Origin of the sequence: Mesorhizobium qingshengii (genome assembly GCF_900103325.1) — a bacterium.
GTDB classification, from domain to species: domain Bacteria; phylum Pseudomonadota; class Alphaproteobacteria; order Rhizobiales; family Rhizobiaceae; genus Mesorhizobium; species Mesorhizobium qingshengii.
This window is the reverse complement of record NZ_FMXM01000008.1, coordinates 1-12997: the sequence shown is the minus strand read 5'-3', so window position 1 is coordinate 12997 and position 12997 is coordinate 1. Positions and strand designations below refer to the sequence as shown.

The 12997-nt window shown below is 63.1% G+C and carries 13 protein-coding genes; 8 read left to right on the top strand and 5 right to left on the bottom strand.

Annotated features, from left to right (window positions below; all coding sequences use genetic code 11):
- Positions 1-140: 140 nt before the first annotated feature.
- Complete coding sequence (locus BLS48_RS14270) at positions 141-914, bottom strand: response regulator (protein ID WP_208604619.1); 774 nt, start codon at positions 912-914, stop codon at positions 141-143.
- Between the two features lie 45 nt (positions 915-959).
- Between BLS48_RS14270 and BLS48_RS14265 the strand changes: the two genes are divergently transcribed.
- A complete protein-coding gene (locus tag BLS48_RS14265) occupies positions 960-1646 on the top strand; it encodes a response regulator transcription factor (RefSeq protein ID WP_091578545.1) in 687 nt (228 codons plus the stop codon).
- A 69-nt stretch (positions 1647-1715) separates the two neighbouring features.
- Here BLS48_RS14265 and BLS48_RS14260 read toward each other — a convergent pair whose 3' ends face one another.
- Both BLS48_RS14260 and BLS48_RS14255 read right to left on the bottom strand, forming a co-directional pair.
- Positions 1716-1883 carry a hypothetical protein gene (locus BLS48_RS14260; protein ID WP_091578543.1) on the bottom strand — a complete coding sequence of 56 codons (168 nt, stop codon included), beginning with the start codon at positions 1881-1883 and terminating at the stop codon, positions 1716-1718.
- Between the two features lie 37 nt (positions 1884-1920).
- Positions 1921-2259: a hypothetical protein gene (locus tag BLS48_RS14255; RefSeq protein ID WP_244529606.1), complete on the bottom strand. Its 339-nt coding sequence runs from the start codon at positions 2257-2259 to the stop codon at positions 1921-1923.
- Between the two features lie 347 nt (positions 2260-2606).
- On the opposite strand from BLS48_RS14255, the gene BLS48_RS14250 reads away from it, so the two are divergent.
- Positions 2607-3068 (top strand): L,D-transpeptidase, encoded by a 462-nt coding sequence (locus tag BLS48_RS14250; RefSeq protein ID WP_091578540.1) that lies wholly within the window; start codon positions 2607-2609, stop codon positions 3066-3068.
- Positions 3069-3252: 184 nt separating this feature from the next.
- On the opposite strand, the gene BLS48_RS14245 is transcribed toward BLS48_RS14250, so the two are convergent.
- A complete protein-coding gene (locus tag BLS48_RS14245) occupies positions 3253-6336 on the bottom strand; it encodes an efflux RND transporter permease subunit (protein ID WP_091578539.1) in 3084 nt (1027 codons plus the stop codon).
- Positions 6333-7673, bottom strand: a complete 1341-nt coding sequence (locus BLS48_RS14240; protein WP_091578915.1) for an efflux RND transporter periplasmic adaptor subunit — start codon at positions 7671-7673, stop codon at positions 6333-6335. Before BLS48_RS14240 ends, BLS48_RS14245 begins: the two co-directional genes overlap by 4 nt.
- Positions 7674-7818: 145 nt before the next feature.
- Between BLS48_RS14240 and BLS48_RS14235 the strand changes: the two genes are divergently transcribed.
- The 6 genes from BLS48_RS14235 to BLS48_RS14215 all read left to right on the top strand — a co-directional run.
- Complete coding sequence (locus BLS48_RS14235; protein WP_091578913.1) at positions 7819-8373, top strand: TetR/AcrR family transcriptional regulator; 555 nt, start codon at positions 7819-7821, stop codon at positions 8371-8373.
- 66 nt (positions 8374-8439) lie between these two features.
- A complete protein-coding gene (locus BLS48_RS36185; protein ID WP_244529599.1) occupies positions 8440-8541 on the top strand; it encodes a DUF192 domain-containing protein in 102 nt (33 codons plus the stop codon).
- A gap of 259 nt (positions 8542-8800) precedes the next feature.
- Positions 8801-10129 carry an NAD(P)H-dependent oxidoreductase gene (locus BLS48_RS14230; protein WP_091578537.1) on the top strand — a complete coding sequence of 443 codons (1329 nt, stop codon included), beginning with the start codon at positions 8801-8803 and terminating at the stop codon, positions 10127-10129.
- A 2-nt stretch (positions 10130-10131) separates the two neighbouring features.
- Entirely contained in the window at positions 10132-11160 is a 1029-nt protein-coding gene (locus BLS48_RS14225) for a thiamine pyrophosphate-dependent dehydrogenase E1 component subunit alpha (protein ID WP_091578536.1), read from the top strand.
- Positions 11160-12158, top strand: a complete 999-nt coding sequence (locus tag BLS48_RS14220; RefSeq protein ID WP_091578534.1) for an alpha-ketoacid dehydrogenase subunit beta — start codon at positions 11160-11162, stop codon at positions 12156-12158. The genes BLS48_RS14225 and BLS48_RS14220 overlap by 1 nt, the downstream gene beginning before the upstream one ends.
- 3 nt (positions 12159-12161) lie before the next feature.
- The coding region (locus BLS48_RS14215; RefSeq protein ID WP_208604618.1) for an E3 binding domain-containing protein at positions 12162-12997 on the top strand (836 nt) is incomplete at its 3' end.

Below are 12997 nucleotides of genomic sequence, written 5' to 3'. Positions count from 1 at the left end.
AGCAGTCATGGTCAGCCGTCATCGAGATCCACATTAGCAAATTTTGGAATTTGGTGGGTCTGGATTTGTAAATTCCCGGCGCAGGGACCGCCAAGGTCGCCTGAACGCCAAACCCTCTCACCAGGCCGTTGTTGCGCGGCTCAGTTGCCGTCGCCGGCCGGCAACGAGAAGATATAGCCTTCGCCGCGCACGGTGCGCAGGAATTTCGGGTTGGCCGGGTCGGTCTCGATCTTCTTCCTCAGGCGCATGATGCGAATGTCGACCGCGCGCGATGATTCAGGATCCTCGGTGAAGCCGATCGCCTCGGAGATCGCAGCACGTGTCAGCAGCCGATTGGCGCGGGTCAGGAAAACCTCCAGCACGTCGAATTCGCTCTTGGCCATATCGATCACCGCCCCGTTGGCGCCGGTGACCAGCCTGCCGTCGAGATCGGCCTGGAAGGGACCGAAAGCAACGGAACGGCGGTCCGTCCTGGCCTTCTTGTCCTGCAACTCAGTCGGCTGCGGGACGCGGCGCAGCACACTGCGGACTCTCGCCAGCACCTCGCGCAATTCGTATGGCTTGACGATGTAGTCGTCGGCGCCGAGTTCCAGCCCGACGATGCGGTCGAGCGCGGTGCCGGCGGCGGTCGCGTAGATGATGCCGATCGGCAGCCGCGAGCGCAGCCAGCGGCCGAGCGAGAGGCCATCCTCGCCCGGCATGGCGATGTCGAGAATGGCGAGATGGAACGACTGCGTTTCGAGCAGGATTCGCGCCGCGGCAGCGCTTTCAGCGGTGACCGTGTCAAAGCCGGCGGCGCCGAGATATTCGGCGACCGCGTCCCTCAGGTCGGGCTCGTCCTCGACGATGACAATTCTTGCCCGCACGATGCTCTCGCTCCCACTTTCAGTGGAAAGTAGATTGGGTATAAACATGATGTCCAGCACTCATATCTGGTTGCCAGGAAACGGTTGGAAAACATGGCCGCACGATCCGTCATCGCGCTCGTTTCCGTAGCCGAAGTGGTCGCGACTGAACTCGCCGACCATCTCGAGCGGCGTGGCCACGATGTGCGTCAGGCGCGGCAGCCGTGGGAGGCCGAATCGCTGCTCTCGGGGAAGGGCATCGAAGTCGTCGTCGTTGGCGACAGCCTCAGCCAGGCGGAAGGGCGTGATCTGCTGCGGCGCCATGGCGGCGAGGACGGGCCGGATTTCATCCTGATCTGCCGGCCGGCCGATCTTGTCGACAAGGTGCTGGCACTTGAGCTCGGTGCGGCCGATGTCGTCGAAAGCCCGCTCAATGTCAGGGAGCTCGCCGCTCGTGTCGGCGGCCTGCTGGCGCGGCGTGGCAGGCCCGCCCAGGAGTTGATTGTGCTGGAAAATGCGACCGTCGATCTGAGGTCGGCCATGGTCATGCATCGGTCCGGCACGGAAGAGCAGCTTTCGCCGGGTCAGGTGGCGCTGCTCAGGCTTTTCCTGGCCAGTCCGCGCAAGGTGCTGACGCGTGACGACATCATCGCCGCGGCGCCAGCCGAAAACGCCGACGCCTTCGACCGCTCGATCGATTCGCGCATCGTGCGGCTGCGCCGCAAGCTCGATACCGAGACCATCATCACCATACGCGGCGCCGGTTACCGGTTTGATCCGCCGCGACAATTCGACGACTGACGGACGGGCGCTCGCGCTATTTCCTTGGCTGAGCATCGGATTCTCCACCTGGCCCGATGCCCCCGAAGCTTAGCGCACCACGAGAAGCGATGGCCCCATGGGCATGGCGTTGCCCATGGTGAGTTCGCTTGCATGGGCGCGGTCCCTGAGGAGCACGGTGGCGAGGCCGGCAAAGCCGAGCAGGCCCTGCGCGTAAAGCAGTGCGGAAAGCACCGAAGCTGCGAATTTCGATTTCATAGCAATTCCCCAAAAAATGAATGTGTTGCAGGTCGCTTCAGGAAACCTCCGAAGTGCCCGCGCCGCCGGTGGAGCCCCCCATCGCGGCGCGGGCACTCGGTCCTCTCGGCAGCAAGTAGCCGGAGGGGCCGCGCATTCTCATCAGCCGAAGGCCGACCCGCCAGAGGGCCTTGAGCCGGGTGATGCGCAGGCTGGAAACAATCCAGACCGTGGCGAAAAACAGGGTGGCGTGCAGGGTTGAAACTTCGCTCGAGGTCATCGCCGCGAGCTTGCCAGCCGGACTGCCGGCGATCGTGCCGACGCCGCCAATGGCTGCTGCCGCGATGCTGATCCTGAGAAACCAGGACCGCGTGTTCGATTTCGTTCCCATGGTCATTGCCGTCTGCTTTCGTTACGTCAACTCTGACGGAGCGCTGTTTCCGCATCATGCCGCCTGAAGCCGCGCTTTGTTGCAGTTTGGTTTCGAAACTGACGGCGGTTCTTTCGTATGCAGGAAATTCGCACTTTCGTTTAAGGGCCGGTCACTATGTTCCTGGCCCAGTTTTCGTCATCGGATGGTACCGATCCTCTCTTTTCGACGCCGCGAACGGTTCCGTTTGTTAACTAGGGGAAACATATTCGAAACATAAACGAGCATTTTGCGAAATCTGCCCGAAACATGACGCAGGGATAAGCGGCCATCGAATTGGAGCCGGCCAAGCCCGGCAGAGAGGGGACATCATCATGCACACCGCCATTTCCGCCAAGCTCATCCACATCACCGCCGCCGCCCTGACGGGTGCTGCACTCCTGTTCGGCGCCGGCTCAGGCGCTGCCCACGCCGCCAACAAGATCGTGGCGCGCGTATCGCTTTCACAGCAGATCATGGAGGTCTTGGTCGATGGCAGGCCGACCTTCGCGTGGAAGGTTTCCACTGGCGACAAGGCGCATGTGACGCCGACCGGCTCGTTCAAGCCGACGCGCATGCACGAGATGTGGTATTCGAAGAAGTACGACAACGCGCCGATGCCGCACTCGGTCTTCTTCAGCGGCGGCTATGCGGTGCATGCCACCTACGCGATCAAGCGTCTCGGCCAGCCGGCTTCGCATGGCTGCGTGCGGCTGCATCCCGACAACGCCGCCGATTTCTATCAACTTGTCGAAACGTTCGGGCCGACCAACACCAGCATCGTCATCGTCAAGTAGCAGGCTGCGAAGGCCGGCCTACCGCCGTGCGCTTCTCATGGCTCCCACCGGAAAGTGTCCAAACCGGCGGTATCGAGCCCAGCCAAAAAAAGAAGCCGGAATTTTCCGGCCTCTTTTTTTTATCGTCTGTCCTTTGCGCAATTCCGGGCGGAAAAACCGCTACACACTTTTCCTGAGATTGGTCCTAGTTCGGCAGTGCCGGCATCAGCTTGGGATCCGGCTTCTCGGCCAGATGAGGCAGGTCCTTGCTGGCGATGAAAGTGTAGAACATGGGCACGACGAAGAGCGTGAATATGGTGCCGACCAGGATGCCGGTGAAGATGACCAGGCCCATCGAATAGCGGGCTGCGGCACCCGCGCCACTGGAAACGATCAGCGGCACCACGCCAAGCGCCATCGCGGCCGTCGTCATCAGGATCGGCCGCAGGCGCACCTTGGCCGAGGCGATGATGGCGTCGCGCCGCCGCATGCCATGGATTTCACGCTGCTGGTTGGCGAACTCGACCAGCAGGATGCCGTGCTTGGTGATCAGGCCGATAAGCGTGATCAGGCCGACCTGCGTATAGATGTTGAGCGTGCCCAGACCCAGATTGAGCGGCACGATCGCGCCGAAGATGGACAGTGGCACCGCCATCATGATGATCAGCGGGTCGCGGAAGCTTTCGAACTGCGCCGCCAGCACCAGGTAGATGACGAGAACGGCGGCGGCAAAGGCGATCAGGATGGTGTTGCCCTGTTCTTTCTCCTGCCGGGACTGGCCGGAGTAGTCGATGAAGAAGGTGTCGGGCAGGCTCTCCCTGGCGATGTCCTCGAGGGCTTTCAATCCATCGCCGGTGGTGACACCGGGCAGCGGAAGCGCGGAAATCGTCGCCGAATTCAGCTGGTTGAACTGCTCGATCGCGGCCGGCGACGCATTGGTCGAAATCTTCACCACCGCCGACAGCGGCACCATCTCGCCCGTCACGCTGCGCACGAAGTATTGGCCCAGCTTTTCGGGATTGTCGCGGAACTCCTGTGGCACCTGCGGGATGATGTCGTAGCTGTTGGAGTCGCGGTCGAACTGCGCCACTTCGGCGCCGCCGACCAGCAACGTCAGCGTCCGCCCGATATCGGCTATCGGCAGGTTCAGCGCCGCGGCGCGGTCACGGTCGATGGTTACCGTCACCTGCGGCGCGTCATAGGCCATCGAATTCTGCACGACGATGAAGCGGCCGGAGGCCTGCGCCTTGTTCTTGATCTGCTCGGCCGCCTCGTAGACTTCGGAGGCATCGCCGGTCGAACGCACCACCATCGCAATGGGCAGGCCGCCACCGGAGCCCGGCAGCGTCGGCGGCGCAAAGACGAAGGCCTGGACACCCGCCACCTTGGCGATACGAGCCGTTATGTCGGCCTGCAGTTCCTTCGAATTGCGCTTGCGCTCCGCCCAGTCCTTGAAGGCAAAGCCAACGAAAGCGCTGTTTGTCTGACCCCCGAAGGCGACGGCCGAGAATTGCGCCCGCGTCTCAGGAATATCCTTCACCAAACCGAGAATCTGGTTGACGTATGTCTCGGTGTAATCGGACGTCGCATAGCGCGGCGCTGTCACGATCGAGAGCAGAAAGCCCTGGTCTTCTTCCGGCGCCAGTTCGGTCGAGGTCTTGGTGAACATGAAGCCAGTGACGCCGACAAGCGCAAGCACGATGATCAGGGTCAACGGACGATAGTTCAGCGAGCCGGTGACGGCCCGCTCATAGACATGCTCGACCCGTGCGAAGGTGCCGTCGACAATGCGCTGGAAGCGGCCGGGCGTGCCGGCCTTCAGGAGGCGTGCCGACATCATCGGGGTAATGGTGATGGCGATGACGCCCGATAGCACCACCGAGCCGGCGAGTGTGACCGCGAATTCGCGGAACAGCGCGCCGGTCAGGCCGCCGGTGAAGGCCAGCGGCGCGAACACCGCAGCCAGCGTCATCGTCATGGCGACGATGGCCGACGCGATTTCGCGCATGCCGCTGAATGCCGCCTGCATAGGCGACATGTGGTCTTCCTCCATATGGCGATGGATGTTCTCCACAACCACGATGGCGTCGTCGACGACAAGGCCGATCGCCAGCACCATGGCCAGCAGGGACAGAAGGTTGATCGAATAACCGACCGCAAACAAAAGGAAGCAGACGCCGATCAGCGACAGCGGGATGGTGATGATCGGCATCATCACCGATCGGAAAGAGCCAAGGAAGAGCAGGATGACGACGACGACGATGGCAACCGCTTCGGCGATGGTCTTGAACACTTCTTCGATCGAGGCGCTGATCTGCCCGGTCGCATCGTAGACGACCTCGATCGTCATGCCTTTCGGCAGCGTCTCCTGAATCTGCGGCACGAGCTTGGTGAGCGCTGCCGCCGTGGTCAGCGGATTTGCTGCCGGGGTCGGGAAGATGGCGAGGAAGGTACCGGGCTTGCCGTTGAAGCTGACCCTGGTGTCGGTGTTCGCTGCGGCGAGTTCGACGCGAGCCACGTCGCGAAGGCGCACCACATTGCCGTCGGTCGAGCGCAGCGGCAGCTCGGCGAACGCCTCCGGCGTCTGCAGCGTCGAGCGGACGGTGATCGAGGAGACGACATACTCGTTCTGGGTGTTGCCGGGCGCGGAGAGGAAGTTGGAATTGTTGATCGCCGTCAGCACGTCCGATGCCGTCACGCCCCGCGCGGCAAGCTTGACCGGATCGATCCAGAGACGCATCGAGTATTCCTGCGCGCCGAAGATCTGCACGTCGGCGACGCCTTCGACCGTCGACATGCGTGGCCTGATGACGCGTTCGATATACTCGGTTAGCTGCTCCTTCGTCATGTTCGGATTCTGCATCGAGATGTACATCATCGCGAACTGCTGGCCGGTGCCCTTGACGATGACCGGGTCCTTGGAGGCGTCCGGCAAGGTGCCGCGTACGCCCTGGACCTTGGACAGCACTTCGGTGAGCGCGACGTCCGGGTTGGAGCCGAGTTTCATCTGCACCGTCACGGTGCTGGAGGAGGGTCGGCTAGACGAGGTGACGTAGTCGATGTTCTCGGTCGAGGCGACGGCGCGCGCGATCGGGGCGGAAATGAAGCCCTGGATCAGGTCGGCGCTGGCGCCCGGATAGGCCGTCGTGATGGTGATCGCCGTTTCGTCAACCTTCGGATACTGCCGGATCGACAGGTTGAAGATGCCCTGGAAACCCAGGAGCAGGATCATGCAGGCAAGGACCGTCGACAGGACAGGCCGGCGAATGAAGAGATCGGAAAAGCTCATTGCTGGTCGGCCTGCTTGTTCGCCGATTTGGTCGGGTCGATGGTGTTGTCGACGGCGACGGACATGCCATTGAAGAGACGGTTCTGCCCGGCGGTGACGACCTCGTCGCCAGCCTTCAGTCCCTCGATGATCTCGACCATGCCTTCATTGCGGCGCCCCGGCTTGACGAATACCTGCGAAAGCACCAGGGCAGGCTTCTCACCTTCCGCCGCCGGCTTGGCCGCTTCGGCTGCCGCCTTGTCGGCGGGCTTGGCCGCGTCGGCGGCAGGCTTCGCGGCATCGGCCGCCGGTTTCATGGCGTCGGCCGGCTTTGTATCTGCTGGCTTGGTGTCCGCCGATTTGTCGGCGGCCGGCGCGGCAGGCTTTTCTTCCGGCTTGGCTGCCTGCGCAGGCGGCGCGTCGGCTGGCTTTGCCGGCTGCACCACGAATATGTAGTCGCCATAGAGGCTCGTGGTCAGTGCCGTCTGCGGCAGCGTCAGCACGTTCTGCTCTTCGGGCAGCTCGACACGCACCTGCACGAACTGACCAGGGGTCAGCTTGCCGTCAGGATTGGCGACTTCCGCCCTGACATTCACCAGCCGGCTGGTCGCGTCGATTTTCGGGTCGATGCCGCGAATGGCGCCGGCAAACGGCATATCCCCACCGCCGAGGCCCAATCGAACCGTCTGGCCGATCTTGAGCAGCGGCAGCTGTTGTTCGGGGACCGAGAAATCGACCCGCATCGTGTCGAGATCCTGCAGTGTCACCACGGCGGTGCCGGGCGCCAGATACTGGCCGATGTCGATCTTCGGAATGCCCACCGTGCCGCCGAAAGGCGCCGTCAACAGCTTCTGGTCGAGCACCGCCTGCAGCTTTGTGACCTGAGACGCCGAGGCCGAGGCCGCCGCGCGCGCGGTGTCCAGCGTGCTGTCGGAACCGACGCCACGCTTGGTCAGTTCGATGGCGCGGGCCAGCGATGTCTGATCGAGCGCGGCCTGCGCCTTCTGTGCGTCGAGATCGGCGCGCTCGACGGCGTCGTCAAGCTGCAGCAGGATCGCGTTGGCCGCCACCTTCTGGTTGGCATGGAAAAGGATGTCCTTGACGATGCCGGTGGTCTCAACCGTCAGGTCGACACCGCGCACCGCCTTGACCGTACCGATCGCCTCGACGCCCGGCGTCCAGCTTGACGGCTTGGCGATCGTCGTCGACACGGTCGCCGCCGGCGGTTTCATCGAGGCGAAATACTGCTTGATGCCGTTGTCGCGCAGGAAGTTGAAGCCGACGATGCCGCCGACCACGACGATGAGCACGGCCAGGACCAGAACGATGAGAAAGATACGGAGTATGCGCTTAAACAAGGAAGTCCCCTCGGTCGAAATCCGGCGCGAAGCGCGGACATCGGGACACATATCGACTGCGGATCCCGATTTCAAATAACGGCGGCCTTACTGTACCGTCTGGACGGTCTTGTCAATTGGGCCTAAGCTTGCGATGGGAGGCGCCATGAGAGTCCGAAGATCGAATTCGCGCGAGAAAATTCTTGCCGCGGCGGCCGATGTTGCCCGGGAAACAGGGCCCGGCAGCCTGTCGCTGGAGGCAGTCGCCAGCCGCGCCGGCGTATCGAAAGGCGGCCTCCTCTACAATTTTCCGACCAAGGCCAAATTGATGCAGGGGTTGGTCGAGGAGTATCTGCGCGAGTTCGAGCAGGCGCTCGAATCCGCCCGCACCAACGACAGGGGCGAAAACCCGCTCGCCGTCTATATCAGGCTGTCGGCCAATGACTGCGAGGAAACGCAACCGTCCGCATCGTGGATCTTTTCGGCGATCGCCGAGGATCCCGATTTCATGACACCGATAAAGACATTCAAGCGGCAGCTGTTCGAGCGGCTGAAGGGAGAGACGCCGGACCTCAAGTCGCTGCTGGTCTGCTATGTCGCCATCGAGGGGTTGCGCAGCATGAACCTCTTCGATTCGGATGTGCTGTCGAAAGACGAACGCCAGTTGCTCGTATCGTCCTTGCTGGAAATCGCCGGCTCGATGTCGCCCGTGCTTCCCTGAAGCGCTCCTGACGGCGGCCCATTGCGCGTAAGACGCGATCCGGCGGCGCCTGAAAGGCCACGCTTTGTGAGTCACGAGCCGCCCGCCTATGACGTGATCTTCATCGACGCGGATGGCGTGGTCGTGCATTTCCACGATTTCCCAATCGGCGCCGCCTTTACGCACTGACCGTCCAGCGAACAAGCTCCGGCTGTCCCTGCCAGGAATGGCGGCGTTCAAACGCCTTCATGTCAGGGCCGCGTGCTTCCCCAGCGAACCGATGGGCTGCGCGAGATCAGGCTCCCCCAGCCACTTTTTTCGCCCCCGGACCGGGCTGCTTGAAAGTGCCCTAAACGCATGCAAATTGGACATTAGTCTTGACAGAAATACAGATGTTCAATACCCGTCAAGCAATTGAACAGCCTGCAATGTGGGAGGAATGAGCGGTATGGCTTCCAATGTTTCGTTGACGGGCCTTGCCCGTGATCTCGATGATCGCGCCAAGTCGGGCAAGCCCATCCGCATCGGCCTGATCGGCTCCGGCGAGATGGGGACCGATATCGTCACCCGCGTCGCCCATATGTCCGGCATCGAGATCGGCGCCATCTCCGAGCTCAACCTTCCCGCCGCCAGCAAGGCGGTGGATATCGCCTTCCAGGAAATCGGTCATGCGCGGGAGGTGTCGAACGCTTCGGCGATGACGGCGGCGATGGAGGCCGGCAAGATTGCGGTAACCAACGATGCCAGTCTGGTCATCGGCAACGACCTCATCGATGTGGTGATCGACGCCACCGGCGTCCCCGCCGTCGGCGCCGAGATCGGCCTGCGCGCCATGGAGCATGGCAAGCATCTGGTGATGATGAATGTCGAGGCCGACGTCACCATCGGCGCCTATCTGAAGAGCGAGGCCGACCGGCTTGGCGTCACCTATTCGCTGGGTGCGGGCGACGAGCCGTCCTCCTGCATGGAACTGATCGAGTTCGTTTCGGCGATGGGCCATCCGATCGTCGCCGCCGGCAAGGGCAAGAACAATCCGCTCAACGTCGATGCCACGCCGCCCGACTATGAAGAGGAAGCGAAGCGGCGGCATATGAACGTGCGCATGCTAGTCGAATTCGTCGACGGGTCGAAGACCATGGTCGAGATGGCGGCGATCGCCAATGCTACCGGGCTGGTTCCCGACAAGGCCGGCATGCACGGCCCGGCGGCGACGCTTGGCGAATTGTCCAAGGTCCTGGTGCCGCAGAAGGATGGCGGCGTGCTGTCGAGGGTCGGCGTCGTCGACTACTCGATCGGCAAGGGTGTGGCGCCCGGCGTGTTCGTCGTCGCCGACATGTCGCATCCGCGTATCTCGGAGCGCATGGAAGATCTGAAGATGGGCAAGGGCCCGTACTTCACCTTCCACCGTCCCTATCATCTGACCTCGCTCGAAGTGCCGCTGACCTGCGCCCGCGTCGTGCTCTACGGCAAGGCCGACATGGTGCCGCTGGCGAAGCCCGTGGCCGAAGTCTGCGCCGTGGCCAAGAAGGACATGAAGCCCGGCGAGAAGCTCGATGCGATCGGCGAATATTGCTACCGCGCCTGGATCATGACAGCGCCGGAGGCGCGTGCCGCCAAAGCCATTCCCTGCGGCCTGCTGCAAGGCGGCTCGGTGACCGCGCCGATCAAGAAGGGCGAACTCATCACCTATGCGAACGCCGCCCCGGCGGCGGGCTCCAAGATCGCCGAACTGCGCGCCCGCCAGGACAAACTCGTCTACGGTACCGTGGGAGCGTGATCATGGCCGGAGCCAGCAAAGCCGTCGCCGACAGTCGTGCCAACCTGCCCTTCGTCTATCGCCAGTACAGCGCCGAGCAGCTCAAGCAGGTGCTCCACAAGATGTACCTCATCCGCCGCTTCGAAGAGGGCGCGGAGGAGTGCTACACGCGCGGCCTCATCCACGGCACCATGCACCTGTCGATCGGACAGGAAGCCAGCGCGATGGGCATCTGCATGCCGCTTGCCGAGGATGACCAGATCACCTCGACGCATCGCGGCCACGGCCACTGCATCGCCAAGGGCGCCGAGGTCAAGCGCATGTTCGCCGAGTTCTTCGGCAAGACCACCGGCTATTGCAAGGGGCGCGGCGGATCGATGCACATTGCCGATGTCGCCAAGGGCAATCTCGGCGCTAATGGCATCGTTGCCGGCGGCATCCCGATCGCCGTTGGCGCGGGGCTGTCCTCCAAGATGATGAAGACCGGCAAGGTCGTGGTCTCCTTCTTCGGCGACGGCGCCAACAATGAAGGCGCCTTCCACGAGGCGCTGAACATGGCCGCGATCTGGAAGCTGCCGGTGATCTTCGTGTGCGAGAACAACGGCTACGGCATGTCGACATCGACGGCCCGCTCGACCGCCGTCAAGAACATTGCCGACCGCGCCGCCGCCTATTCGATGCCGGGCGTCATCGTCAACGGCAACATCTTCTCCGAAGTCGCCGAGGCATCGCACCAGGCTGTCGCCCGAGCCCGCGCGGGCGAGGGGCCGACGCTGATCGAATCTAAGACCTATCGCCATCGCGGTCATTCCAAGAGCGACCGCAATCGCTATCGCACCAAGGAGGAGATCGAGGACTGGATGTCGAACCGCGATCCGATCACCCTGTTCGAAAGCGAGCTGCGCGAATTCGGCTTCATCGACGACAAGGGCATCGAGGCCATTCGCGACGCGGTGGCGCAAGAGATCGCCGACGGCATCGAGTTCGCCAAGGCGAGCCCGTCTCCGGATATCCGCACCGTTCAGGATTATGTCTATACGGAGCAGGCTTGATGGACGCGATGGTGCGTGAACTGAGTTACGCCCAGGCGATCCAGGAAGCCATGGCGATCGCCATGGACATGGATGAACGCGTCTTCCTGATGGGCGAGGATATCGGCGTCTATGGCGGCGCCTTCCAGGTGACCGGCGATCTGGTCGAGCGTTATGGCACCGAGCGGGTGATCGATACGCCGATTTCGGAGCTGGGCGGCGCCGGCGTCGCGGTGGGTGCTGCCGTCACCGGCATGCGGCCGATCTTCGAATTCCAGTTTTCCGATTTCGCCACGCTCGCCATGGAGCAGATCGTCAACCAGGCGGCGAAGATGCGCTTCATGCTGGGCGGCGAGGTTTCGGTTCCGGTGGTGATGCGTTTTCCCGCCGGCTCCGGTACCGGGGCGGCGGCCCAGCACAGCCAGAGCCTCGAGGCCTGGCTCGGCCATGTGCCCGGGCTCAAGGTCATCCAGCCGGCGACGCCCCATGATGCCAAGGGCATGCTTTTGGCGGCGGTCGCCGATCCTGATCCGGTGATGATCTTCGAGCACAAGCTGCTCTACAAGATGAAGGGCCCGGTGCCGGAAGGCTACTACACGGTGCCGATCGGCAAGGCCGACATTCGTCGCGAGGGCCGGGATCTCACCATCGTCGCCACCTCGATCATGGTGCACAAGGCGCTCGAAGCCGCTGCGGCCCTCGAGGCCGAAGGCATCGACATCGAAGTCGTCGATCTCAGGACCATCCGGCCGATGGACAAGCAGACCGTCATCGACAGCGTCAAGAAGACCTCGCGACTGATGTGTGTCTACGAGGCGGTCAAGACGCTGGGCATCGGCGCCGAGGTCAGCGCCATGATCGCCGAGAGCGAAGCGTTCGATTACCTCGACGCGCCGATCGTGCGGCTGGGCGGCGCCGAAACGCCGATCCCCTACAATCCCGAACTGGAGAAGGCGACGGTGCCGCAGGTTCCCGACATCATTGCCGCCGCGCGCGAGCTCGTGAAAGGGGTTCGCTGAGCGATGCCGACCGAAGTCATTCTTCCCAAGGTCGACATGGACATGGCGACCGGACAGATCTCGCGCTGGTTTGCCGAGGAAGGCGCCTGGGTCAAGAAGGGCGATGTGCTGTTCGAGATCGAGACCGACAAGGCGGCGATGGAGATCGACGCGCCGGCCAGCGGCGTTCTGCGTAACGTCACCGGCAAGGAGGGCGTCGATATTCCGGTCGGAGCACCGGTTGCATGGATCTATGCCGACGATGAGGCTTATGGGGCTGATGCTGCCGCGGCAAAGCAGGACAAAGCGCCAATCTCCCCCCTCGTGGGGGAGATGTCGGCGAGGCCGACAGAGGGGGGCGCTGCCCCGCCAACGTCGTACTCTGTCACGCCCCCCTCTGCCCTGCCGGGCATCTCCCCCACGAGGGGGGAGATCGGCCAATCGCCATCTGTTGCGCGCGCTACACCTTTGGCTCGCCGTCTGGCCCGTGAGGCCGGCCTTGCCCTCGCTAGTATATCCGGCACCGGCCCGCATGGCCGGGTGGTAAAGGCCGATGTCGACGCGGCGATAGCCGGCGGCGCCAAGCCTGGTGCGAAGGCCGCGCCCACTGGCGCTCCGGCCGCCGCGCCTGCCGCGCCGGTAAGGGCGATGTCGGACGATCAGGTGCTGAAACTGTTCGAGCAAGGTTCCTACGAGCTCGTTCCGCATGACAATATGCGCAAGACCATCGCGCGCCGCCTGGTCGAGGCCAAGACCACCATCCCGCATTTCTACCTGACGCTCGACTGCGAGCTCGATGCGCTCTTGGCGCTGCGCACGCAGATCAATGCGGCGGCGCCGGTGAAGAAGACCGAAAAGGG